At 67.8% G+C, this 22,214-nt stretch carries 24 protein-coding genes; 11 read left to right on the plus strand and 13 right to left on the minus strand.

The window, feature by feature from the left end:
• Positions 1 to 55 precede the first annotated feature (55 nt).
• Entirely contained in the window at positions 56 to 943 is an 888-nt protein-coding gene (locus tag ACWV8V_RS17090) for a LysR family transcriptional regulator (protein WP_455900288.1), read from the minus strand.
• Between the two features lie 109 nt (positions 944 to 1,052).
• Between ACWV8V_RS17090 and ACWV8V_RS17095 the strand changes: the two genes are divergently transcribed.
• Both ACWV8V_RS17095 and ACWV8V_RS17100 read left to right on the plus strand, forming a co-directional pair.
• Complete coding sequence (locus tag ACWV8V_RS17095) at positions 1,053 to 2,498, plus strand: MFS transporter (RefSeq protein ID WP_455900289.1); 1,446 nt, start codon at positions 1,053 to 1,055, stop codon at positions 2,496 to 2,498.
• A gap of 4 nt (positions 2,499 to 2,502) precedes the next feature.
• A complete protein-coding gene (locus ACWV8V_RS17100; protein ID WP_455900290.1) occupies positions 2,503 to 3,213 on the plus strand; it encodes a DUF7716 domain-containing protein in 711 nt (236 codons plus the stop codon).
• On the opposite strand, the gene ACWV8V_RS17105 is transcribed toward ACWV8V_RS17100, so the two are convergent.
• The 4 genes from ACWV8V_RS17105 to ACWV8V_RS17120 are packed head-to-tail and all read right to left on the minus strand — an operon-like array spanning position 3,170 to position 6,062.
• The gene (locus ACWV8V_RS17105) at positions 3,170 to 3,979 is read right to left on the minus strand and encodes an N-formylglutamate amidohydrolase (protein WP_259262156.1); all 810 of its coding nucleotides are present in this window, start codon (positions 3,977 to 3,979) and stop codon (positions 3,170 to 3,172) included. The two genes, ACWV8V_RS17100 and ACWV8V_RS17105, sit on opposite strands and share 44 nt — an antisense overlap.
• A complete protein-coding gene (locus ACWV8V_RS17110) occupies positions 3,972 to 4,523 on the minus strand; it encodes an NUDIX hydrolase (RefSeq protein ID WP_123728417.1) in 552 nt (183 codons plus the stop codon). The genes ACWV8V_RS17105 and ACWV8V_RS17110 overlap by 8 nt, the downstream gene beginning before the upstream one ends.
• Positions 4,520 to 5,458 carry a 5'-3' exonuclease gene (locus ACWV8V_RS17115; RefSeq protein WP_259262167.1) on the minus strand — a complete coding sequence of 313 codons (939 nt, stop codon included), beginning with the start codon at positions 5,456 to 5,458 and terminating at the stop codon, positions 4,520 to 4,522. Before ACWV8V_RS17115 ends, ACWV8V_RS17110 begins: the two co-directional genes overlap by 4 nt.
• 28 nt (positions 5,459 to 5,486) lie before the next feature.
• Positions 5,487 to 6,062: a nitroreductase family protein gene (locus tag ACWV8V_RS17120; protein ID WP_259262155.1), complete on the minus strand. Its 576-nt coding sequence runs from the start codon at positions 6,060 to 6,062 to the stop codon at positions 5,487 to 5,489.
• 331 nt (positions 6,063 to 6,393) lie between these two features.
• Here ACWV8V_RS17120 and ACWV8V_RS17125 point away from each other — a divergent pair, with 331 nt between their 5' ends.
• Both ACWV8V_RS17125 and ACWV8V_RS17130 read left to right on the plus strand, forming a co-directional pair.
• Entirely contained in the window at positions 6,394 to 8,718 is a 2,325-nt protein-coding gene (locus tag ACWV8V_RS17125; protein ID WP_259262154.1) for a DUF1631 domain-containing protein, read from the plus strand.
• A gap of 71 nt (positions 8,719 to 8,789) precedes the next feature.
• On the plus strand, positions 8,790 to 9,872 hold the full coding sequence (locus tag ACWV8V_RS17130) for an NAD(P) transhydrogenase subunit alpha (RefSeq protein WP_259262153.1): 1,083 nt from the start codon (positions 8,790 to 8,792) through the stop codon (positions 9,870 to 9,872).
• A gap of 66 nt (positions 9,873 to 9,938) precedes the next feature.
• Here ACWV8V_RS17130 and ACWV8V_RS17135 read toward each other — a convergent pair whose 3' ends face one another.
• From ACWV8V_RS17135 to ACWV8V_RS17145, 3 genes are read right to left on the minus strand one after another with little or no spacing between them, the layout of a single operon-like run.
• Positions 9,939 to 10,370: a DUF3106 domain-containing protein gene (locus ACWV8V_RS17135; protein ID WP_259262151.1), complete on the minus strand. Its 432-nt coding sequence runs from the start codon at positions 10,368 to 10,370 to the stop codon at positions 9,939 to 9,941.
• Positions 10,370 to 10,705 (minus strand): hypothetical protein, encoded by a 336-nt coding sequence (locus ACWV8V_RS17140; protein ID WP_259262150.1) that lies wholly within the window; start codon positions 10,703 to 10,705, stop codon positions 10,370 to 10,372. Before ACWV8V_RS17140 ends, ACWV8V_RS17135 begins: the two co-directional genes overlap by 1 nt.
• Complete coding sequence (locus ACWV8V_RS17145) at positions 10,702 to 11,277, minus strand: RNA polymerase sigma factor (protein ID WP_259262148.1); 576 nt, start codon at positions 11,275 to 11,277, stop codon at positions 10,702 to 10,704. The genes ACWV8V_RS17140 and ACWV8V_RS17145 overlap by 4 nt, the downstream gene beginning before the upstream one ends.
• 130 nt (positions 11,278 to 11,407) lie before the next feature.
• On the opposite strand from ACWV8V_RS17145, the gene ACWV8V_RS17150 reads away from it, so the two are divergent.
• Together ACWV8V_RS17150 and ACWV8V_RS17155 are read left to right on the plus strand one after the other, a co-directional pair.
• Positions 11,408 to 11,716, plus strand: coding sequence for an NAD(P) transhydrogenase subunit alpha (locus tag ACWV8V_RS17150; protein ID WP_121044596.1), 309 nt, complete (start codon positions 11,408 to 11,410; stop codon positions 11,714 to 11,716).
• A complete protein-coding gene (locus tag ACWV8V_RS17155) occupies positions 11,713 to 13,164 on the plus strand; it encodes an NAD(P)(+) transhydrogenase (Re/Si-specific) subunit beta (protein ID WP_102789567.1) in 1,452 nt (483 codons plus the stop codon). Before ACWV8V_RS17150 ends, ACWV8V_RS17155 begins: the two co-directional genes overlap by 4 nt.
• A 198-nt stretch (positions 13,165 to 13,362) precedes the next feature.
• On the opposite strand, the gene ACWV8V_RS17160 is transcribed toward ACWV8V_RS17155, so the two are convergent.
• Entirely contained in the window at positions 13,363 to 13,782 is a 420-nt protein-coding gene (locus ACWV8V_RS17160) for a hypothetical protein (RefSeq protein WP_259262146.1), read from the minus strand.
• A gap of 118 nt (positions 13,783 to 13,900) precedes the next feature.
• On the opposite strand from ACWV8V_RS17160, the gene sufT reads away from it, so the two are divergent.
• From sufT to ACWV8V_RS17175, 3 genes are all read left to right on the plus strand, one after another.
• Positions 13,901 to 14,452 carry a putative Fe-S cluster assembly protein SufT gene (gene sufT / locus ACWV8V_RS17165; protein ID WP_123728426.1) on the plus strand — a complete coding sequence of 184 codons (552 nt, stop codon included), beginning with the start codon at positions 13,901 to 13,903 and terminating at the stop codon, positions 14,450 to 14,452.
• 57 nt (positions 14,453 to 14,509) lie between these two features.
• On the plus strand, positions 14,510 to 15,607 hold the full coding sequence (locus tag ACWV8V_RS17170; RefSeq protein ID WP_455900291.1) for a branched-chain amino acid aminotransferase: 1,098 nt from the start codon (positions 14,510 to 14,512) through the stop codon (positions 15,605 to 15,607).
• Between the two features lie 422 nt (positions 15,608 to 16,029).
• Positions 16,030 to 17,775: a S8 family peptidase gene (locus tag ACWV8V_RS17175; protein ID WP_259262143.1), complete on the plus strand. Its 1,746-nt coding sequence runs from the start codon at positions 16,030 to 16,032 to the stop codon at positions 17,773 to 17,775.
• Positions 17,776 to 17,841: 66 nt separating this feature from the next.
• Here the strand turns inward: ACWV8V_RS17175 and ACWV8V_RS17180 are convergent, their stop codons facing one another.
• The 3 genes from ACWV8V_RS17180 to wrbA form a co-directional block, all read right to left on the minus strand.
• Entirely contained in the window at positions 17,842 to 18,327 is a 486-nt protein-coding gene (locus tag ACWV8V_RS17180) for an asparaginase domain-containing protein (protein WP_026070231.1), read from the minus strand.
• 103 nt (positions 18,328 to 18,430) lie between these two features.
• Positions 18,431 to 18,778: a DUF2069 domain-containing protein gene (locus ACWV8V_RS17185; protein WP_346467400.1), complete on the minus strand. Its 348-nt coding sequence runs from the start codon at positions 18,776 to 18,778 to the stop codon at positions 18,431 to 18,433.
• Positions 18,775 to 19,365 (minus strand): NAD(P)H:quinone oxidoreductase, encoded by a 591-nt coding sequence (gene wrbA / locus ACWV8V_RS17190; protein ID WP_455900292.1) that lies wholly within the window; start codon positions 19,363 to 19,365, stop codon positions 18,775 to 18,777. The genes ACWV8V_RS17185 and wrbA overlap by 4 nt, the downstream gene beginning before the upstream one ends.
• A gap of 121 nt (positions 19,366 to 19,486) precedes the next feature.
• Here wrbA and ACWV8V_RS17195 point away from each other — a divergent pair, with 121 nt between their 5' ends.
• Complete coding sequence (locus tag ACWV8V_RS17195) at positions 19,487 to 20,761, plus strand: YihY family inner membrane protein (protein ID WP_455900293.1); 1,275 nt, start codon at positions 19,487 to 19,489, stop codon at positions 20,759 to 20,761.
• Positions 20,758 to 21,321 (plus strand): TlpA family protein disulfide reductase, encoded by a 564-nt coding sequence (locus ACWV8V_RS17200; RefSeq protein ID WP_346467401.1) that lies wholly within the window; start codon positions 20,758 to 20,760, stop codon positions 21,319 to 21,321. The genes ACWV8V_RS17195 and ACWV8V_RS17200 overlap by 4 nt, the downstream gene beginning before the upstream one ends.
• Positions 21,322 to 21,433: 112 nt before the next feature.
• On the opposite strand, the gene ppk2 is transcribed toward ACWV8V_RS17200, so the two are convergent.
• The gene (gene ppk2 / locus ACWV8V_RS17205; protein WP_123728431.1) at positions 21,434 to 22,213 is read right to left on the minus strand and encodes a polyphosphate kinase 2; all 780 of its coding nucleotides are present in this window, start codon (positions 22,211 to 22,213) and stop codon (positions 21,434 to 21,436) included.
• Position 22,214 lies beyond the last annotated feature (1 nt).

The raw sequence follows: 22,214 nt of genomic DNA on the forward strand, positions 1-22,214 counted from the left end.
TGTTACCCCCTGACGTCGTGCGGTGGATCACGACCGTTGGTCGTGATGCGGCGGGTTACCAATTACCGCCCAACAATGCCTCCGCCAGCACCTGCAGCTTCGGTGAGGCCTGCCGCGAAGGTGGATAAACCAGCGACAGCACCCGGCTGCGGCCCTCGAAGGGCTGCAGCACCCGCTGCAGCCGCCCGTCGGCCAACGCATCGGCCACCGCGAAATCCATCACCTGCACGATGCCGATCCCGACCAGCGCCCCCTCCACCAGCGGATCGCCGCTGTCGAACACCATCCGCGCCGGTGCAGTGAACTCGCGCAGCTGGCCCTCGGCTTCGCGGAACTGCCAATCCACCAGCCGCCCGCTGCGCAGGTTGCGCACCGCCAGGCAGGCGTGATCCCGCAGCGCGTCCACGGTGGCCGGTTCCCCGTGCTGCGCGATGTAGGCCGGGGAAGCGACCGTGACCCAGTGCAACGGCCGCAGGGGGCGGGCCACCATGCGCACGTCGCTGATCGGCCCGGTGCGCAGCGCGGCATCGAAGCCTTCTTCGACCAGATCGACCAGGCGGTCGTTGAGCACCAGCTCGAACTGCAGCTGCGGGTGCGCCGCCATCAACTGCCCGGCCAGCGGCACCAGCACTTTGCGCCCGAACATCGAGGGCGCCGTCAGCTTCAACACGCCCGACGGCGTGGAGGGGCGATCACCCAGCCGGCGCTCGGCATCCTCCAGCCCGCTCAGCAGCGGTGCGCAGTGCTCGACGAACTGGCGGCCATCCGGGGTCAGGCTGACGTTGCGGGTGTTGCGGTGGAGCAGCCGCACCCCCAGGGCGCTCTCCAGCCGGCTGATCGCCCGTGACAGACCGGATTGGCTGATCCCCAGCTGGCCGGCGGCGACGGTGAAGCTGCGCGCGTCGGCCACCTGCACCAGCATGCGCACGGCGTTGAGGTCCATCGCTCCTCCGATTCATGCGGATATGCATGACAGATATCGAAGTATCCGGGTTTATTTATGCAGCGTCATCAATGAGACTGCCCACCTTCTTACGCAGTACCGAGTCGGCATGACCTCCCCCCTGTCTCCCGCTGGCGCGCCGGCGCCCGCATTTCCGCGCCTGGCCCTGGCGTTGCTGGCCACCGCCCAGCTGATCATCGCGCTGGACTCCACGATCATCTTCGTTGCCCTGCACGAGATGGGCGCGCAGCTGCGCATCAATGCCCAGCAGCTGCAGTGGATCGTCAGCGGCTACACGGTGGCGTTCGGCGGGTGCCTGCTGCTGGGCGGCCGCGCGGCTGATCTGCTCGGTCGCCGCCGGGTCTATCGGTTGGGCATGGCGCTGTTCGCGCTGGCCTCGCTGGTCGGTGGTTTCAGCACCAGTGCGTGGCTGCTGATCGCGGCCCGCGCGGTGCAGGGCATCGGCGCGGCGTTGCTGTTCCCGGCGACGCTGGCGCTGATCAGCACGATCTACGCCGAAGGCGCGCCGCGCAATCGCGCGCTGGCGATCTGGTCGATGGCCAGCGCCGGCGGCCTGGCCTTGGGCACGCTGCTCGGCGGCGTGCTCACCCAGAGCTTCGGGTGGGCCTCGGTACTGCTGGTGATCGTGCCGTTCGCCGGCGGCTGCGCGCTGCTGGGCGGCTGGTGGCTGCCGCGCGATCCTGCGCCGCTGGCGGGCCGCTCGTTCGATCTGGCTGGCTGCGTCACCGTGACCTTCGGCGGCAGCCTGCTGGTGACCACCCTGGTGCAGGGCCCGGAATGGGGCTGGTCGGCGCCGCTCACGCTGATCTGCCTGCTCGTGTCGGCGGTGATGCTGGCCGCGTTCGTGCAGATCGAACGCCGTAGCCGCGACCCGCTGATGCAGTTCTCGCTGCTGCGCCTGCGCAGCCTGCGTGCGGCGATGCTGCTGACGATGCTGTTCATGAGCAGCTACGGCGTGCAGTACTACTTCCTGGCGCTGTACTACCAGGATGGCTACGGCTGGGGTGCGCTGCAGGCCGGCCTGGCGTTCCTGCCGCCGACCCTGGTGTGCACGTTTGGCATCCGCATCGCCGAGCGCATGCTCGCGCAGCGTTCGCCGCGCCAGGTGCTGACGGTGGGCATGCTGGCCGGCGCGATCGGCATCGCCGCGGTCGCCGTCGCGCTGCCGTACGGCGCGACCTACTGGGCGCTGCTGCCGGGCATCGTGGTGCTCAGCCTCGGCCAGGGCATCACCTGGACGGCGATGTGGATCGTGGCCGGGCAGGGCGTGCCCGCCGCGCAGCAGGGCGTGGCCTCGGGCATGGCTGCCACCGCACAACAGATTGGCGGCGCGCTGGGCCTGGCGTTGCTGGTGATGCTGGCCAACGCTGGTCGCGGCAGCGCCGCCGCCAGCAGTGAGGCGGCCCTGCAGGGCATGATCCATGCGCAGTACGGCGCGGCCCTGTTCGCGCTGCTGGGTGTGGGCGTAGCGCTATGGCTGCGGCCGCAGGAAGACGCTGCGGCCGCAGCGACGGTGTCCGCGAATGAAGGATGAGGCGATGACCGACCTGCTTACCCTTTGCCAGGCGCTTGAGGCGATCGCCGGATGCACCAACGATCGTGACGTGTGGGACCGGTATGGCTGGGTCTATGCCACCGACGGCGACGAACGGGATGCCCGGTTCTGGTTGTCCGACCATGACGCTGAGCATGACGACCCCAGCGTGGAGGCGTTCGCTGCCCAGCATGCGCTGAGCACGTATCTGGAGGCCGCCACCTTCGCCGATGTGCTGGACGTGCAGAAGCGCCAGTGTCCGTTGTCCACGCTGGACGACTACGCGCAGGCGCTGGCGTACTACAGCGAGTACGACGCGTTCGCGCCGGTGGCGGGCATCGATGAAGCACTGGGTGAGGCGACGGCCGAGGCACGACAGGCCGCGCATGCGCTGGGCGTGGGGCGCGGGATTTTCGCCGCGTTCGACGTGGCGCTGGTGCAGTGCCCGGCATCGAAGGTGAAGGACGCTGCCCGCATCGTTGCAGCGGTGCTGGATGTCCCGGTGGGCCGGGCGTTGGCGTTGTGCCGTGACCTGCCGGTGGAACTCGGTCGTGACCTGGAGCGCCCGCGTGCCGCTGCCATTGCGGCGGCGTTCCAGGCGGCCGACATCGCGCTGGAGATGCGGGGATACCGTGCGTTTCCGTGGATGGATGCGCCTGCGACAGTACGCCTTATGCCGGTGGCACTGCGTCCAGCTGCGGCTGCAGGGCGGTGAAGATGCGCGCCAGGCGCTGCGCCCAGGCCTGCTGGCCGGCGGCATCGGCAATCAGGTCCTGGCGGATCTCCAGCTCCACGTGCACCAGCCCGCGGCCTTCGCCATGCACCGGCACGGCATAGTCGCTGGTGCTGCTGACCGCGTAGGGCTGGTTGTCGCCCACCACCAGGTCGCCTTCTTCGCGCAGCGCCTGCAGCAGCGGACGCGCAAAGCGCGTGTCCCGGTGGTACAGCACGCCGGCATGCCAGGGGCGCGCAGCATCATTCATCACCGGGGTGAAGCTGTGCATCATCACCAGCAGCGTTGGCCGGGCCTGTGTCTGGCGCGTGTCCAGCTCGGCATCGATGCGTGCATGGTAGGGCGTGTGGATCGCGTCGATGCGCTGCTGACGCTGCAGCGGTGACAGGCGCTGGTTGCCGGGAACCATGGTGAGATCGCTCACCGCCGGCATCAGCGTGGGCGAGGTCAACGGCCGGTTGCAGTCGATCACCAGTCGCGAGTAGGTCTGCGTGATCGCCCACGCATCGAGCAGGCGCGCCAGTTCAAGCGTGACGCCGGCAATACCGATGTCCCAGCCGATGTGGCGGTCACGTTCGCGCTGCGGCAGGCCGAGGCCGGCCAGCGCCGTCGGCACCTGCTGGCCGGCGTGGTCGGCGATCAGCAGATACGACGAGCGACCGTCCGCCTGATGCACGGTGAACGGCGCCGGGTCGGACGGCCCGAGCAGTGACGCACCGGTGTGCGGATGGGCGAACGCATCAGCCACGCGGCGTGCCGTCCAGATGGTGTTCGATCATCCACAGGCCGGCCCACAGCTTGGCGTCCAGTTCATAGCCCTGGCCCATCTTCTCGACCAGCCACGCGGCGGCGCGGGCGCGCGGAATCTCGTGCACGGTGATGTCTTCGCTGGCATCACCACCGCCCTCACCAACCTTGCGCAGGCCGGTGGCACGGACGAAGGCGATTTTTTCGCTGCTGGCCCCGGAGGAGGTCGGGCCGATCATCAGCACCTCGGCGTGATCGGCGGTCCAGCCGGTTTCTTCCTCCAGCTCGCGCACGGCCGAGACCTCGATCGACTCGCCGGCATCGATGTCGCCGACCAGGCCGGCCGGCATCTCGATGGTCCTGGCCTGCAGTGGCACGCGGAACTGTTCGACGAACAGCACCGTGTCGTCCGGGGTGACCGCGATGATGATCGCGGCCAGGCCGCCGGCGTGGGTGCGCTCGCTGTACTCCCACGTGCCGCGCACGACCATGCGCTGGTACTTGCCTTCAAAAACGACCTTCGGGGCTTGCGTATTTGGGCTCATGCGAACTCACTGGCAACGGAAGAGGAATCGGACAGGCCGGCGGCGGTGAACAGGCGGCGCCGGGTCAACGGCCCGAACCGCAGTGCATCGCACAGGCCCTGCAGCATCTGTGCATCGGCCACGCCCCGGCTGAAATCGACGGCGGCGCCGTCCAGCGGCGCATCCAGCGCGATGGTGGTCAGCTGGCGCCACAGCAGCGCATGCTCGCGCTGTTCACGCAGGCGCACCGCCATCTGCGCCGCACCGCGCAGGCGCAGGAAAGGCACTTCATCCAGGCGCTCGTACAGCACGTCCAGGCTGCCGAAATGGGCCAGCAGCACCGCGGCGGATTTGGCCCCGACCCCGGTCACCCCGGGGATGTTGTCGACCGCATCACCGCACAGCGCCAGGTAATCGGCGATCTGGTGCGCATGCACGCCGTGGCGGGCCTTGACGCCGGCCATGCCCCAGCGCTGGTTGCGCGCGTAATCCCACTGTTCGTCATGCTCGAACAGCAGCTGCGAGAGGTCCTTGTCGGCGGAGATGATCACCCCGCGCATCCCCGCATCGCGGCGTGCATGCAGGGCGCTGCCGATCAGGTCATCGGCCTCGTACTCGTGGTGGGCCAGCACGGCCAGGCCGAGCGCGGTGCACAGTGCCTTGCAGTGCGCGAACTGGCGGCGCAGCGCGTCGGGCGCGGGATCGCGGTTGGCCTTGTAGGCGGCGTAGATCCGGTGCCGGAAGCAGCTGTCCAGGGCTTCATCGAAGGCGATGGCGATGTTGGCCGGGCGCTCGCGCTCGAGCAGGTCGAGCAGGAAGCGCGCGAAGCCGTGCACGGCATTGGTCGGCCAACCCTGCTGATCCTGGAACTCATCGGGCATCGAATGCCACGCGCGGAACACGTACAGGCTGGCATCGACCAGGTACAACGGCGCACGCAGCGGCGGTGACGCCATGCCGGGGCCGGCAGCGAGGGCGGACATCTCAGCCCTCCCAGTCCTGCAGCAGCGCTGCCGGGTCCGGGCGCTCGCGTTCGGGTACCTCGGTCTTCGGCGTGCCGATGTGGATGAAGCCGGCGATCTGCTCGCCCTCGGCCAGGCCCAGGTGGGCGTGCACGGCCGGGTCGAAGGCCATCCAGGCGGTCAGCCACTGCGCGCCGAAGCCGAACGCCTGCGCGGCCTGCAGCAGGGCGAAGCAGACGCAGCCGGCGGTCATCAGCTGTTCGGCCTCGGGTACCTTGGGGTTGGGCCGCGGGCTGGCGATGACGGTGATGATCAGCGGTGCATGGGAGAACCGCTGGCGGTCCTTGTCCAGCTGGGCAGCGGACACCTGGGGGTCGCGCTGGACGGCACGGTCGGCCAGGAACGTGCCCAGACTGTGACGTGCATCGCCAGCGATCCGCAGGAAGCGGTAGGGCACCAGTTTGCCGTGGTCGGGCACACGTACGGCTGAGGTGAGCATCCGCAGCAGGGTGTCCGGATCCGGACCGGGTTCGCCCAGTTGCTTGGCGGGGACCGAACGGCGGGCGTCCAGGGCATGCAGCGCGGGGGGAACGGACATGGTCTCTCAATCAGGCTTCACGATGCCCCGATTATAGTCGTCCGTGTTTGTCACACGGTCTTGGGCTATCTCGGTGCAATTTGCGACAAAGCGTGATGAACATCACCTAATCAGCGGACTTCCTTCACGTGGCTGTACTCGCTTCCACGTCCTGCTGCGCTTACGATACAAGGCCTGCCGGGTCACCGGTAATGAGGTCTAACGTGTCGACTGTTTCATTGTCTTTGATCGGTCGGCCGGCCTATCCTCCGAACGTGGGCGCATGGGGTGCGCCGACGTTCGTTGTATCCATGTTGTACTCAGTACCTGTGAAGGTGGGGAGCCTTCTCGCATGATCGCCACGCCCAATGTAGGGGGGCACCCGGGCCGTGACCCGGCGTTGTTGAAGATGGCCCGTGAGGCCGTGCTGCCTGGGCTGATCGAGTCGTTCTCGACGGTGCTGGCGCGCTTCGACGACGTGCTGTTCGACCGTGCCGGCACTGCCGGCGCGTCGCAGTTGCTGTTCCTGGATGGGATGCGCGAGCTGCGCCGCCGCCGGGACGACATCGTGGCCGGGTTCCGCGCTCACCTGACGCAAGGCTGGGAGGCGCTGGAGCGGGGCGACCCGTTGTCGGCCGAAGCCACCTTGGCCGGGCAGATCGAAGATGGCCTCAGCCTGGTTCCTGAACACGTGCTGGAATCCCGCCTGGCGGTGCGCAACTTCGCCACCGTGTTGCTGCGTGACTTCAAGCCGGTGCTGTCGCGGCTCGATCGCCGCCTGGGCGTGATCGCCGGTGGTGTCGAGCTCAATGCCGATACCAATCCGATCAGCCCCGAGCATATCGGCGTTGCCATCCACGAGGCCTTCGCCGATTGTGAACTGGCCCCGGAAGTGCGGCTGGTGCTGATCAAGCTGTGCGAGCGCGATCTGCAGCAGCCGATCGGCAAGCGCTACGAGTACTTGGATGAACAACTGGCCGCTGCGGGCGTGATGCCGCAGATGGCCGCGCGGCGGCCACCGCCGCGCGCACCCTCGCCGCCGCCGCGCCCCGAGCGCGAGGCCGGGTTTGACGGTTTCGATGCCGACACGGCGCTCGGCAGCAGCGCCGAGGAGGGCCAGGCACCGGCCTGGGCCCGCCGCTTCGCCGATCGCTGGGCCGAGAGCCGCGGCCGCCTTCAGGGCAGCCAGACCGGGCATCAGGACCTGCCCGGCGATGCGGGTGACAGCCTCGGCGGCAACCAGGGCATGCTGCTCGATGCCCTGCACGAACTGCTGCAGCAGACCCGCCATGTGCGCGAGGACGCCACGTCGGCGGCCAGCGTCGCGGTGGGCCAGCAGCGCCCGCTGAGCCAGCGCGAGATGATGTCCGTGCTGTCGCTGCTGCAGGCCACGCCGAGCGCGACCCTGCGCGCGGCGATCGGCGAGGACGGCGAATCGCTGGCGCAGCGGTTGAAGAGTGAAGTGCTGTCCGGCGCGACCCGGCTCGGGGTGGATCCCGCGCAGGCGCGGCTGGACCCGCAGGATGAAGATGCGATCGATCTGGTCGGCATGCTGTTCGACGTGATGCTGGACGAGCGCGACCTGGAGGGCCGCTCGCGCGAGCTGATCGGCCGGCTGGTGGTGCCCTTCGTCAAGGTCGCCATGCTCGACCGCCGCATGTTCGTGCAGAAGACCCACCCGGCGCGCAAGCTGCTCAACTCGCTGGCTGAGGCCTGCGAAGGCAACACCGGCGAGAGCCAGGCCGAGCGCGTGCTGATGGGCAAGGTCGAGGAGATCATCGAGCGCCTGGTGGCCGAGTTCAACGAGAACCTGGCCATCTTCCTGACCCTGGAAGAAGAATTCCGCGATTTCCTGACCCAGCACCGGCGCCGGATCGAGATCGCCGAGCGCCGTGCCGCCGAGACCCAGCGCGGCCAGGAAAAACTTGAAATGGCGCGCCAACGGGCCAGCACCGAACTGGACCGGCGGATTGGCGACACGACCTTGCCGCAGGCGATCGGTGAATTCCTGCGCCAGCCCTGGCAGCACCACCTGACTCTGACGGTGCTGCGCGAAGGCGAAGACGGCGCCTCGGTCGGTGAGGCCCTGAGCTTGGCCGATGGCATGCTGGATGAAGTGGCCGAGGCGCGCCGGCATATCGTCGGCAAGCCGTGGCTGCAGGCCTGGCAACCCGCGTTGCGCAAGGTCTTTGCCAGCGTCGGTGTGCATGCCGACGCGGCGACCAGTGCCATCGATGCGCTGCACGACACCCTGCAGGGCATCGCCGAATCGCGCCCGGAGCTGGAACGCGCGCTGCCCGAGCTGCCGCAGGTGGCGTTGCCTTCGCCGCCGGCGCAGGAATCGGCGGCGGTGGAGCTGGGCAGCAAGGTGGATGTCAGCGATTTCGACAATGCCGATGCCGACCGCTTCCGCGGCCTGGAGATCGGCAGTTGGCTGGATTTCGTCGACAAGGACGGCAAGGTGCAGGCCGGGAAGCTGTCCTGGGTGAGTCCGATTTCGCAGCGCCTGTTGTTCGTCAACCGGCGCGGGGTGCGCTTCTGCGTGGCCTCGCCGGAAGAACTGGCGGTGATGGTGCGCCTGGGGCGTCTGCGTGCGCATATCGACGATGGTGCCTTCGACAGCGCCATGCAGGGCGTGATCGATCGCCTGGATACCAAGAACGCCACCGTGCATTGACCCCGGGGGCCACCTTGGCCTGACGATCGGGTTACGATCAGCCCACAATCCGCTGATCGTCGGGGACAGGCATGGCTGTCGAGGTGTTGGTGGTAAAGGAACATGCGCCGGGGGAACGGCGCGTGGCGATGACGCCGGAAACGGCGCGCAAGTTGATCGCGCTGGGGGCGGGCGTCGCATTTGAGCCCGGAGCAGGGTTGGCGGCGGGCTTCCTCGATGCGGCGTATCAGGACGTGGGCGCCCAGCCAGCCGATGACACCCGCCTGGGCCAGGCCGATCTCGTGCTGTGCGTACAGCCACCCTCCAATGACCGCCTTGCCCGACTGAAATCCGGTGCCAGCCTGATCGGCATGCTGCACCCGCAGGCCGACGCCGAACGTGCCGGCCTGATCCAGTCACGTGGCCTGCAGGCGTTCCCGCTGGAGCGTCTGCCGCGCACCACGCGTGCGCAGTCGATGGATGTGCTCAGTTCGCAGGCGGGCATGGCCGGTTACAAGGCCACCCTGATCGCGGCCCAGCGCGCGCCGCGCTTCTTCCCGATGCTCACCACCGCCGCCGGCACGATCCGTCCGTCCAAGGTGCTGGTGGTCGGTGCCGGTGTGGCCGGCCTGCAGGCGATTGCCACGGCCCGCCGTCTCGGCGCGCAGGTGGAAGGCTTCGATGTGCGCCCGGAAACCCGCGAGCAGATCGAATCGCTGGGCGGCAAATTCCTGGATCTGGGCGTGAGCGCGGTCGGCGAAGGTGGCTACGCGCGGCCGCTGACCGATGAAGAGCGCGCCGAGCAGCAGCGTCGCCTCGGCGAGCACCTGCGCACGGTGGACGTGGTGATCTGCACCGCGGCCGTGCCCGGGCGGCCAGCGCCGAAAATCGTCAGTACCGCGATGGCGCGTGGCATGAAACCGGGCAGTGTGATCGTCGATCTCGCCGCCGAAACCGGCGGCAACTGCGAGGCCACGCAACCGGGCGAGGTAGTGGATCTGGACGGTGTGCTCATCGACGGTCCGCTCAACCTGGCCAGCCAGGGCGCGGTGCATGCCAGCGAGATGTACGCCCGCAACGTCTACAACTTCGTCGCGCTGTTCCTGAAAGACGGCGCGGTCACCTTCGACTGGGACGACGAACTGCTCGCCAAAACCCGCTGGGTCGCCGCCTGAAATAACAGGGACGGAGGGGATTAATAACTACCTCCGTCCCTGTTAAGGCGGTCCCTGTTAAGGCGTTCAGCGCTTCGGCGGCGGTGGCGGCGTCGGTGCAGGGTTGGCTTTGAGCCAGGCCTTGCGTTCATCCGGGGTCATCCGCGCCCAGCGGTCGCGCAGCGCCTGCCGCTGCTCCGGGGTCATGCTGCGCATCTGACCGAACAGCGCGCGCGCCTGTTCGCGCTGTTCCGGCGTCATGTTCTCGAAACGGTGGCGGCCCCGGTGCGCCTGCGCGCGCTGTTCCGGGGTCATGGTCAGCCAGCGCTGGCCGTGCTGCAGCATGCGCTCGCGTTGCGGCGCCGGCGCGTCGTTCCAGCGGTCACGCACGGGCGCGATCAACGCCTCGCGCTGCTGCGGGCTGAGTGTGTCCCAGTCCGGCAGCGGGGCGGTCTGCGCCCAGCCGGCCGCACTCAGCGTCAGCAACATCAGCCCCAGGGACAGTCGCAGTTTCATCATCACTCCATTGCCAGGTCGGTACTGCCCAGCCACACATACAGATCGGGATTTTCGTCGAGAACGTCGCTGCCGTCATCGGCCGCGCTCGCCACGACCGGTGCCGGCGGGGCGGTCGATTCGCCGAGGAGGAAACTGTAGCCCAACGCGAGCGCGACCACCGCCGAACAGGCCGTGGCCATCCACCAGGACGGGGTGTGCCGCTTGGCCGACGGGCCGGCATGACGCGCGCTGCGCAGCCGCGCCAGCGTGGTCGGCGAGAGCGTATCCAGCGCCTGCGCATGCAGCTGCCGCAGGGCGGCATCGTCATGTATCGAAGGGGGCAGGGGGCGGTTCACAGGGCGATCTCCAGAGACTGCTGCAGCGCCTGGCGGGCGCGCGAAAGATGGGTTTTGACCGCGCCTTCGCTGCAGCCCATGGCCTTGGCCGTGGTGGCGCCGTCCAGGTCCTGCAGCACGCGCAGGGTAAAGGCCTCGCGCTGGCGCGCGGGCAGCTCCCGCAGCGCCTGCACCAGTTGTGCGTACTGATCGCGCTGCTCATGGGCCTGGGCCGGGCCGGGCGCGTGGTCGGCCCAGTCGATGTCATGGTCGCCGCCGGCCTCGTCGCTGCTGCGCCAGAACTTGAGGCGGAAGCCACGGCGGCGCTGCAGATCCACCACGCGGCGGCGCAGGATGCTCCAGAACAGCGGTGCCCATTCGGCGGCGGGTTTGTCGCGGTAGCCGAGCATCTTCAACATGCTGTCCTGCACCGCATCCAGCGCGTCCTCGCGCTGGCGCAGGCCGGCCTCGGCGAAGCGGAACGCGCGCGGGCCGATGCCGGCCAGGAACGCATCCAGCGACACCGGCAGCGCCGCTTCGGCAGGGGCGGGCAGTTCAGCATCCATCGACGGTAGGGGAGAGCTCACCAGCACAGGGTAGCGGTCCGGCAGGGGGATACCGTGAGAACGCCCCAGGGCGGCCGCGGTTGACCGGCCCGCCCGATTGGTTCAGCGCATGGTTATGATGCAGGGGACGGGATGACCGCCTGGGAGACTGACTGCAATGAGCGACGGGTTCGTGGCGTTGTATATCTTCATGCTGGCCGCCATTGCCGGCCACGTGATCATTTCGCGGGTGCCGGTGATCCTGCATACCCCGTTGATGTCCGGCTCCAACTTCATCCACGGCATCGTGCTGATCGGCGCGATGGTGGTGCTGGGACACGCGCAGACCCCGCTGGAGAAGATCATCGGGTTCATCGCGGTGGTGCTCGGCGCGGGCAACGCGGCCGGTGGCTACGTGGTGACCGAACGCATGCTCGACATGTTCAAGCCCAGCGCCAAGCGCGACGCCGGGGAGAAGACGCCTTGAACGTGACCACCGCGCAACTGCTGCAGTGGCTGGTCCAGGTGAGCTATCTGGTGGCCGCCACCCTGTTCCTGCTCGGCCTGCAGCGCATGGCCTCGCCGATGACCGCGCGCAGCGGCATCCGCTGGGCCGGGCTGGGCATGCTGATCGCCACGGTGGCGACGTTCTTCCTGCCCGAGCTGCACAACATCCCGCTGATCCTGGCGGCGGTGGCGATCGGCACGGGCGTGGCGTGGTGGTCGGCCAAGCGCGTGGCGATCACCGACATGCCGCAGATGGTGGCGCTCTACAACGGCATGGGCGGCGGCTCGGCGGCGGCGATCGGTGCGGTCGAACTGCTGCGCTTCTCGTTCCTGACCAATCGCGATACCACGCACTGGAGCGAGCAGGCACTGGCCGATCTCGCCGCGCGCCAGCCGTCGGCCACCGTGCTGGCGCTGGCGGTGATCGGTTCGGCGATCGGTGCGGTCTCGCTGTCCGGCTCGATCATCGCCTGGGCCAAACTCGATGGTCGGCTCGACCGTCGCGTCACCTTCCCGGGGCAACAGGTGTTCAACCTGCTGGTCGCGCTGGCGATGGTGGTGCTGGGCATCTGGGCAGCGGTCACCCTGAGCCCGGTGGCGATCATCAGCTTCTTCGTGGTCGCCCTCGCGCTGGGCGTACTGATGACGCTGCCGATCGGTGGCGCGGACATGCCGGTGGTGATCTCGCTGTACAACGCCTTCACCGGCCTGGCGGTGGCCTTCGAGGGTTACGTGCTCGGCAACGAGGCCTTGATCATCGCCGGCATGATGGTCGGCGCGGCCGGCATCCTGCTGACCCGTTTGATGGCCAAGGCGATGAACCGGCCGATCAGCGGCGTGCTGTTCTCCAACTTCGGCGGCGGCGGTGTCGCGCAGGAAATCAGCGGCGCGCAGAAGCCCATCGAGGCCAGCGACGTCGCTGCGATGCTGGCCTTCGCCGAGCGCGTGGTGATCGTGCCCGGCTACGGCATGGCCGTGGCCCAGGCGCAGCACAAGGTGTGGGAGCTGGCGCAGCGGTTGATCGATCGCGGCATCAAGGTGAAGTTCGCGATCCACCCGGTGGCCGGGCGTATGCCGGGGCACATGAACGTGCTGCTGGCCGAAGCGGGCGTGCCCTACGATCTCATCGCCGACATGGACGACATCAACCCGGAATTCCCGAACACCGACGTGGTGCTGGTGATCGGCGCCAACGATGTGGTCAATCCGGTCGCGCGCACCGACCCGGCCAGCCCGATCTACGGCATGCCGATCCTGGACGTGGTCAACGCCCGCAACGTGGTGGTGATCAAGCGCGGCAAGGGCACCGGCTTTGCCGGCATCGAGAATGCGTTGTTCTATGCCGACAACGCCCGCATGCTGTACGGCGATGGTGCGGGTGCGGCGAGCGCGCTGGTCAGTGAGCTCAAGGCGCTCGACGGCGGGTAAACGTCATCGCATGCGCGCTGACGCCCCACGTTCTGCTGCGCACAACGCGGGCCCGGACTCATCAGCACCCAGACACCCGCGCCTTCGGCGCCGCCCCCTGACTCAGGGGGCTCTCCTCCAGCTGCATTCCGACAGCGTGCAGGGGAGCCGCCTGCTAGCTGGCATTACCGACGGAGCAGCAGCGCGAATGCGATGACGTTACCTCGCCACCCACCAACCCACGACCAGCCCCACGCCCAGCCACAGCCATTCGACCGCGCCATTGGCCAGGCCGCTCAGGGTCCAGGCCAGATAGGGCCCCATGCGCAACGCTGATTCCCACGGGGTGAGTCCCATCGAGCCGCCGAGGTAGGCCGAGGCGATCCCCCAGTTGGCTGCCAGCGCCACCAGCACGGTGGCCAGCAGGGTCAGCACCACCCGCGCGGTACCGGTGCGCAGGGTGCCCAGACGCAGCATGAGGGCGATCTCCAACGCCGCCAGAACCGCCATCCAGCCGGCCTGGCGGCCGGTCAGCAGGGCGATGAACAACCAGGCCAACGTGGCCGTGACGACACCAAGCAGCAACATCGGGGGCCAGAGCCAGTGGCGGCTCCGGACAGGCACGGACGTGGGCGACATGCAATCTTCCTGTAAGTCCCCACAGGATACCGGCTTGCGGGGTGACCGGCGCGTGGGCGGCCACTGGGCTAAAATGGTCGCCTTGCGGGAATTGGCCGCGACCCCCATATCGATCCACATGTATTCCCGTAGCAGTGAACCTGTCCACTTCGAACGCGACTGCGAGGCCGTCATGGTCCCGCAGGGCGAAACGGTCACGCTGCCCGCTGGCAGCTATGGCTACATCACCCAGGCCCTGGGTGGGAGCTATACCGTCTTTGTCGAAGGCAATCTGTTCCGCATCGCCGGCAAGGATGGCGATGCCATCGGCAAGGAAGCGCCCCCGGCGCTGGAACTGCCCGCCGATGCCTCCGACGAGGAGGTCGAAAAACTGGTGTGGCAGCAGCTGCGCACCTGTTTCGATCCGGAAATCCCATTCAACATCGTCGATCTGGGCCTGGTCTATGAAGTGGACCTCAAGCACCTGGATGACGGCCAGCGCGAGGTCGAGATCAAGATGACCCTGACCGCCCCCGGCTGCGGCATGGGCGAGATCCTGGTCGATGACGTACGCAGCAAGCTGGAAATGATCCCGACGGTGGCGCAGGCCGACGTCGAGCTGGTGTTCGACCCGCCGTGGGGCCGTCACATGATGTCCGAGGCCGCCCGGCTCGAAACCGGCATGCTGTAACCGCCCATCGCCAGCCGGCGTCACGGCGTTCCCCGTAACCAGAACAGGAAATATCCGGTGTCCCAGTCTTCCGTGAGCTTCAACACCACCCGTTCCGCCCAGCCGCGCAGCAGCGAGGAGCGTGAGCGCATCCTGGCCGCCCCCGGTTTTGGTCTGCACTTCACCGATCACATGGTGGAAGTGCGTTGGGACAAGGACACCGGCTGGCACGATGCCGTGGTGCGCCCGTACGGCCCGCTGCAGCTGGATCCGGCCGCCGCGGTGCTGCATTACGGTCAGGAAATCTTCGAAGGCATCAAGGCCTACCGCCACGCCGACGGCTCGATCTGGACCTTCCGCCCGGAGGCCAACGGCCGCCGCCTGCAGCGTTCGGCCCAGCGCCTGGCGCTGCCGGAACTGCCGGTGGACATCTTCGTCGAATCGCTCAAGCAGATGATTGCCGTGGACGCCAGCTGGGTGCCGTCGGCCGACGAATCCAGCCTGTATTTCCGTCCCTTCATGATCGGCGATGAAGCCTTCCTCGGCGTGCGCGGCGCGCACAAGGCCGGCTACTACGTGATCGCCAGCCCGGCCGGTCCATACTTCGCCAAGGGTGTGGCGCCGGTGTCGATCTGGCTGTCCACCGACTACGCACGCGCAGGCAAGGGCGGCACCGGCGCGGCCAAGTGCGGTGGCAACTACGCTGCCTCGCTGCTGCCACAGCAGAAGGCGCAGGCGCAGGGCTGCTCGCAGGTGCTGTTCCTGGATCCGGTCGAGGGCAAGTACCTGGAAGAACTGGGTGGCATGAACGTGTTCCTGGTCTACAAGGACGGCACCCTGGTGACCCCGTCGCTGTCGGGCAGCATCCTGGAAGGCATCACCCGCGAAAGCATCCTGCAGCTGGCCCGCGACCGCGGCATGAAGGTTGAAGAGCGCAAGGTCACCCTCCAGGAGTGGAAGGACGGCGTGACCTCCGGCGATATCGTGGAAGCGTTCGCCTGCGGCACCGCGGCAGTGGTCACTCCGATCGGCCAGCTCAAGGGCGAAGGCTTCTCGGTGGGCGACCTCAACGCGCCGGCCGGCGAAGTGACGATGTCCCTGCGCAAGGAACTGACCGACATCCAGTACGGTCGCCTGCCGGACCGTCACGGCTGGCTGGTCCGCCTGGACGCCTGATCCCTGCGGAGCCGAAGGGAACCAACGAAACCCGCCTGGTGACAGGCGGGTTTTTTGTTGCCTGTCCTGCGGTGGCAATGTCGCAAGCCTTTGATGCGCAAGCGTTGTCCGGGTGTCGGGGACAGTGAGAGCCATTTCGGACATTTCTTGACGCAGGCAGAGCGTTCAAACGCTGCCGAGACCCTTCACTTTCACAAACCATCGACACAGAAAGTCTCAAATCCGACATTTCATGTCACTGAAGTGCAGCTGAAACATTGTTGATCGTGCGGTGAGCCACTAGCGTCGGTGTGGGCGGTTTGATGTCAGGGGAACCGATCCACTCACCCGGCCCGATCCGCGCCATCGCTTCCCGCAGCCCCCGGATCGGACCAGGATTCTCAGCCGCGACGACGGCATTCACTGTCTGAAAGGGAAATCCGATGTCTCATGTCTCGCAACACCGTTTGCGTCACCGTGCATGGGTTGTACTGGGCGCCTCTGGTCTGTCGACCCTGCTGCTGGCCACGCCGGCCTTCGCCGGCGACGTGCAGTTGAGCGGCCTGTCCTCGGCGCCGACCCACCAGCGCTTCATCGTGAAGTACAAGGATGGCAGTACCGAGGTCGCTACCCCGACCGCGCTGGCCAGTTCGCTGAAGGCCGCCGCCGCGGCCGTGCCGGCGGCCCAGGGCCGTGCGCTGGGGCTGCAGAAGCTGCGCCAGCTGGCGATCGGCCCGACCGTGGTCAAGGCCGACCGGCCGCTGGACCGCGCCGAAGCCGAACTGCTGATGCGCCGACTGGCGGCCGACCCGGGCGTGGAATACGTTGAAGTCGATCAGCTGATGCAGGCCACCCTGGTGCCCAACGACACCCGCTTTTCCGAGCAGTGGGGCTTCGGCACCAGCAACGCCTCGATCAACGTACGCCCGGCCTGGGACAAGGCCACCGGTACCGGCGTGGTGGTGGCGGTGATCGACACCGGCATCACCAACCATCCGGACCTCAACGCCAACATCCTGCCAGGCTATGACTTCATCAGCGACGCGGCGATGGCGCGCGACGGCGGTGGCCGCGACAACAACCCCAACGACGAAGGCGACTGGTACGCCGCCAACGAGTGTGGCGCGGGCATTCCGGCCTCCAATTCCAGCTGGCACGGCACCCACGTGGCCGGCACCGTCGCGGCGGTGACCAACAACAGCAGCGGCGTGGCCGGCACCGCGTTCAATGCCAAGGTCGTCCCGGTGCGCGTGCTCGGCAAGTGCGGCGGCTACACCTCCGACATCGCCGACGCGATCGTCTGGGCTTCCGGCGGTACCGTCAGTGGCGTCCCGGCCAATGCCAACCCCGCCGAAGTGATCAACATGTCCCTCGGCGGCGGTGGCAGCTGCTCCACCACCTACCAGACCGCGATCAACGGCGCCGTCTCGCGCGGTACTACCGTGGTCGTCGCGGCCGGCAACAGCAACACCAACGTCTCCTCCTCGGTCCCGGCCAACTGCGCCAACGTCATCGCCGTTGCCGCGACCACCTCGGCCGGTGCCCGCGCCAGCTTCTCCAACTACGGCGCCGGCATCGACATCTCGGCCCCGGGGCAGGGCATCCTCTCCACCCTCAACAGTGGCACCACGGTGCCGGGCACCGCATCGTATGCCTCCTACAACGGCACCTCGATGGCCGCCCCGCACGTGGCCGGCGTGGTCGCGCTGATCCAGTCCGTTGCCCCCACCGCCCTGAGCCCGGCCGCCATCGAGAGCCTGCTCAAGAGCACCGCACGGCCGTTGCCGGGCGCCTGCTCCGGCGGTTGCGGCGCGGGCATCGTCGATGCCGATGCGGCGGTGACGGCGGCCCTGGGCGGGACCAACCCCAACCCGGGCACCGGCAACGTGCTGCAGAACAACGTGCCGGTCACCGGCCTCGGCGCCGCCAGCGGTGCGTCGCTGGCCTACACCGTGACCGTGCCGTCCGGCCGCAGCCAGCTGAAGGTCACGATCGCCGGCGGCAGTGGCGATGCCGATCTCTACGTCCGCTCCGGCAGCGCCCCGACCGACACCGTCTACACCTGCCGCCCCTACCTGAGCGGCAACAACGAGACCTGCACGATCACCTCACCGGCGGCCGGCACCTGGCACGTACGGGTCAAGGCCTACTCGACCTTCTCCGGCCTGAGTCTCACCGCGCAGTACTGATCGCGGTCCCATCGCACCAACGCAGAACGCCCCGGCATGCCGGGGCGTTCGTTCAATCAACAGTGATTACGCAGCTTCGAACCGGTTCGCCGCCACGTTCTTGCGCACCTGTTCCGGATTCCAGATCCGGCCGTTCATCGCAATGTACACACCGCTCGGCAACGACTGCACCGCACCGATCGCACACCCGATGTTGAACTCCGCATCCGAGCCGCGGAAGCGCGCCGGGCTCAACGCACCGGTCATCACGATCGTCTTGTCGGTGATCGACTTCAGCACCTGGCCGGTCTGCACCATCGAATCGGTGCCGTGCGTCACCAGCACATGCCGCGTCGGCTGCGCGGCGATCGTGGCCCGGATCAACTCACGGTCCTCGTCGGTGATGTGCAGCGAATCCTTGCGCAGGATCGGAATCACATTGAAACGGAAGGTCACGCCCAGCTCGCGCAGGATCATCCCGATCTGCGGATCACCGATCTGATAGTCCGACTTGTCGTCGAAGTAGATCTTGTCGATCGTGCCACCGGTGGTGATGATCAGTAGTTCTTCCATTGCAAGCATCCTGGGTACCAGACAGAAGGGCACGGAACCGCCGCGCCGACCCGTAGATGATACGGCTGCCGCCCGCCCGATGCAGGCTCGGGACGCCGGGCGGTCAGCCAGCCGTCGTCTTGCGGCCGAAGCGCCGGCGCAGCCCCGGCGTGCTGGCCACCCCGATCACGGCCAGGGCCAGCCCCAGCTCGAGCCAGGCCCACAGCGCCACCTCCGGATGGCTCCAGGCGCTCATCACCCCGTGGCTGAACCAGAACAGCGCCAGCACGCCGGCCCAGAACATCGCCTTGCCACGCCGCACCAGCACGCCCAGCGCCAGCAGCAGCGGCGGCAGGGTGAACACCAGCTGGGTGGCCAGCCAATGCTTGTCCTGCGCGAACCAGACCGCGAACAGCACCGCCAGCGCCACCAGCAGCAGCGCAAGAACGATTTCCTGGGCGCGCGTGCTCACGCCAACCGCCGCGCGATATCGGCCACCCTGCGTCCCAACGCCCGCGCCAGGATGCTCTCATCCTCACTCGGCACCGGGTTGTCGTCCGCGCCGGCCACGTGGCTGGCGCCGTATGGCGTGCCGCCGGTGGTGGTGTGGCTCAGCGCCGGCTCGGTGAAGGGAATGCCGACGATCAGGCAGCCGTGGTGCAGCAGCGGCACCTGCATCGACAACAGCGTCGATTCCTGCCCACCGTGCAGCGAGGCTGTCGAGGTGAACACGCCCGCCGGCTTGCCGGCCAGGGTGCCGTTGACCCACTCCGCGCCCAGCCCGTCCAGGAAGTGCTTCACCGGCGCGGCCATGTTGCCGAAGCGGGTTGGGCTGCCCAGCAGCAGCCCGGTGCACTCGGACAGGTCAGCTACGCTCACATACGGTGCGCCGTCCTCGGGCACCGGGGGCAGCGCGGTCTGCGTCACCGCCGCCACCGGGGGCACCGTGCGCAGCCGCGCGCTCATGCCCGGCACCTCGCCGATGCCGCGCGCAATCTGGCGGGCAAGCCGTGCCACTGAACCGCCACGGCTGTAGTACAGCACCAGGATCTCCGCCATTTCGCTTTCATCTCATTGCGTCCGATGCCGGCAGTATGGCAACGCAGCCCGCTCAGGGCGAGGCCGGGCACTGTGAGCCGGCGTGCATGCCCCACACCCGTCATCGGGTACCCTTGCGCCGATGGAACCTCTCGATACGATCAACCTGTGGATCGAACGCGTCCGGGACCGCGCGCGCACGATCAGCTTCGGCCGCTTCCTGTGGCGCCGCTTTCTGGATGACCGCCTGTTCCAGGCGGCCGCCTCACTGGCCTACACCACGGTGTTCGCGCTGGTGCCGCTGGCCATCGTGGTGTTCGGGGTGCTCTCGGCGTTCCCGGTGTTCGACCGCTGGAGCGACACCCTCAGCGACTACGTGTTCTCCAACTTCGTGCCCAACGCCGCGCGCGCCGCCGAAGGCTACCTGCGACAGTTCTCAGCCAGCGCCGGGCAATTGACCGCCGCTGGCTTCATCGCCCTGGTGGTCTCGCTGCTGATCACGCTCAACAGCGTGGAAGAAACCTTCAACCAGATCTGGCGGGTGAGTTCGACCCGGCCGAAGCTGACCCGCTTCCTCGTGTACTGGACCGTGCTCACCCTCGGCGCGATGCTCGCTGCGGCCTCGCTGGCGGTCTCGGCGCGGGTGTTCGCGCTGCCGCTGTTCGGCACCAGCGAAGGCCGCTGGCTGGCCAACGTCTCACTGACGGTCGCGCCGATCCTGATCGAGTTCGTCTGCATCATGCTGGTGTATCGCGTGGTGCCGCACCACACGGTCAAATGGCGCCATGCCGTCCCCGGCGCGATCCTGGCCGCGATCATGCTGGAGCTGGTGAAGTGGGGCATGGGCGCCTACCTGGGCAGCTTCCAGTCCTACCAGAAGCTTTACGGCACGGTCGCCTTCGTGCCGATCCTGCTGCTGTGGATCTACCTGTGCTGGGTCTCGGTGCTGCTCGGCGCGTCGCTTGCCTCCTCGATCGCCGCGTTCCGCTACCAGCCGGCCGACCTGCGCCTGCCGGTGGGGTATGAGATCTATGGCCTGCTGCGCCTGATCGGTCGCTTCCACCAGGCCCGTGCCGATGGCCGCAGCCTGGATGACGACGAGATCCTGAAGCTGGAGCCGATGCTGACCGATTCGCTGTTGCAGACGTTGCTCTGCGATCTGGAAGCGATCCGCGTGGTGCGCCGCGACGAGCAGGGCGAATGGCTGCTCGCGCGCGACCTGGACAAACTCACCCTGGCCGATCTGTACGAGACCACGCAGATGCGGATCCCGATCAAAGAAGCCTACCTGCCGTATCGCGACGACAGCCTCGGCACGGCCTCGGTGGCCGCGCTGGACACCTTGCGCCTGCCGCTGCGCGAACTGCTCAAACGCCGCGTCAGCGACATCTACTCGACCCCCGGAGACAAACCATGACCGCCAAGCCCCTGCTGCTGGCCCTGGGCCTGCTCACGCTGGCCGCCTGCAACAAGCCCGCCGCACAGAGCGAGGCCACTGCGCCTGCCGCCCCGGCCCCGATCAACGCGCCCGCCGCGCCGCCGACCGAAGCCGTGCCGGCCACCGAGCGCAAGACCGTCGAACAGCCGACGCTGAAGGCCAAGGCGCTGGATGGCACCGACTACGACCTGGCCGCGCACCGCGGCAAGTGGGTGGTGGTGAACTTCTGGGCAACCTGGTGCGCCCCGTGCCGCAAGGAAATGCCCGAGCTCTCGGCGCTGCACGCGATGCGCAATGAGATCGAAGTGGTCGGGCTGGCCTTCGAGGACATCGAACCGGCCGAGATGAAGGCGTTCCTTGAGAAGCGTCCGGTCACCTATCCGATCGTGATCGTGGACACCTACAACCCGCCGGAAGACTTCGCGATCCCGCGCGGCCTGCCGATGACCTACCTGATCGCGCCGGACGGCAAGGTCGCCAAGGAGTTCCTTGGCCCGGTCACCGCGCACGACATCGAAGCGCGCATCAAGGAAGGCTGAGCCTGACGGGCGTGCCGTTGAATGGCCGGCACGCCTTTGCCCCGCTGCGCGCCGTAGACCCACGCCGTGCGTGGAGACCGAGTGCAGCAAAGCATCCCCGCATGGCGTGGATCTACGTGGTGACGAAGGGTTCGATCGGCTTCAGCACGCCGAAGTGCTCCTTGTGCAGCTTGCCCTTCAACGGCGGCAGCGCCAGCACTGGCTCGTCCACGCGGGTATCGGGCAGGCGGTCGAGCAGGTTGCGGATCAGGCCCAGCCGCCCGCGCTTCTGGTCGTTGAAGTCCACCAGCGTCCACGGGGCATCATCGTTATGCGTCGCGCGCAGCATCGCTTCGCGGCTCTCGGTATAGGCGCTGTACTTGCTGCGTGACTTCAGGTCCACCGGCGACAGCTTCCAGCCCTTGAGCGGATCGAGGTGGCGCTCGGCGAAGCGTTTCTCCTGCTGCGCCTGGTCCACGCTGAGCCAGTACTTGAACAGCACGATGCCATCGTCGATCAGCAGCTTCTCGAACACCGGCGTCTGCGCCAGGAAGCTGCGGTACTGCGCCTCGGTGCAATAGCCCATCACATGCTCGACGCCGGCGCGGTTGTACCAGCTGCGGTCCATCAGCACGATCTCGCCCGCCGCCGGCAGGTGCGAGACATAGCGCTGGAAATACCACTGCGTGCTTTCGCGATCGGTTGGCTTGGGCAGCGCGACCACCTTGCACTGGCGCGGATTGAGATGCTCGGCGATCGCCTGGATCGCACCGCCCTTGCCGGCCGTGTCGCGGCCTTCGAACAGCACCAGCACGCGCTGCCCGGTGTGCTGCACCCAGCGCGCCATCGCCGCCAGTTCCAGTTGCATTGGTTCCAGCAGGGCCTGGTAGTCCTTGCGCTTGAGCTTGCCCATC

The sequence above is a fragment of the Stenotrophomonas sp. Ker107b genome (assembly GCF_053847245.1).

Coding starts and splice junctions, on each gene's coding strand:
- ACWV8V_RS17120 (WP_259262155.1), bottom strand. CDS start 6,062: ATGTCCGTTCCCCCCGCGCTGCATGCCCTGGACGCCCGCCGTTCGGTC.
- ACWV8V_RS17160 (WP_259262146.1), bottom strand. CDS start 13,782: ATGTCGCCCACGTCCGTGCCTGTCCGGAGCCGCCACTGGCTCTGGCCC.
- ACWV8V_RS17110 (WP_123728417.1), bottom strand. CDS start 4,523: ATGAGCCCAAATACGCAAGCCCCGAAGGTCGTTTTTGAAGGCAAGTAC.
- ACWV8V_RS17195 (WP_455900293.1), top strand. CDS start 19,487: ATGGAACCTCTCGATACGATCAACCTGTGGATCGAACGCGTCCGGGAC.
- ACWV8V_RS17175 (WP_259262143.1), top strand. CDS start 16,030: ATGTCTCATGTCTCGCAACACCGTTTGCGTCACCGTGCATGGGTTGTA.
- ACWV8V_RS17095 (WP_455900289.1), top strand. CDS start 1,053: ATGACCTCCCCCCTGTCTCCCGCTGGCGCGCCGGCGCCCGCATTTCCG.
- wrbA (WP_455900292.1), bottom strand. CDS start 19,365: ATGGCGGAGATCCTGGTGCTGTACTACAGCCGTGGCGGTTCAGTGGCA.
- ACWV8V_RS17150 (WP_121044596.1), top strand. CDS start 11,408: ATGAGCGACGGGTTCGTGGCGTTGTATATCTTCATGCTGGCCGCCATT.
- ACWV8V_RS17115 (WP_259262167.1), bottom strand. CDS start 5,458: ATGGCGTCACCGCCGCTGCGTGCGCCGTTGTACCTGGTCGATGCCAGC.
- ppk2 (WP_123728431.1), bottom strand. CDS start 22,213: ATGGGCAAGCTCAAGCGCAAGGACTACCAGGCCCTGCTGGAACCAATG.
- sufT (WP_123728426.1), top strand. CDS start 13,901: ATGTATTCCCGTAGCAGTGAACCTGTCCACTTCGAACGCGACTGCGAG.
- ACWV8V_RS17125 (WP_259262154.1), top strand. CDS start 6,394: ATGATCGCCACGCCCAATGTAGGGGGGCACCCGGGCCGTGACCCGGCG.
- ACWV8V_RS17135 (WP_259262151.1), bottom strand. CDS start 10,370: ATGATGAAACTGCGACTGTCCCTGGGGCTGATGTTGCTGACGCTGAGT.
- ACWV8V_RS17100 (WP_455900290.1), top strand. CDS start 2,503: ATGACCGACCTGCTTACCCTTTGCCAGGCGCTTGAGGCGATCGCCGGA.
- ACWV8V_RS17130 (WP_259262153.1), top strand. CDS start 8,790: ATGGCTGTCGAGGTGTTGGTGGTAAAGGAACATGCGCCGGGGGAACGG.
- ACWV8V_RS17180 (WP_026070231.1), bottom strand. CDS start 18,327: ATGGAAGAACTACTGATCATCACCACCGGTGGCACGATCGACAAGATC.
- ACWV8V_RS17200 (WP_346467401.1), top strand. CDS start 20,758: ATGACCGCCAAGCCCCTGCTGCTGGCCCTGGGCCTGCTCACGCTGGCC.
- ACWV8V_RS17090 (WP_455900288.1), bottom strand. CDS start 943: ATGGACCTCAACGCCGTGCGCATGCTGGTGCAGGTGGCCGACGCGCGC.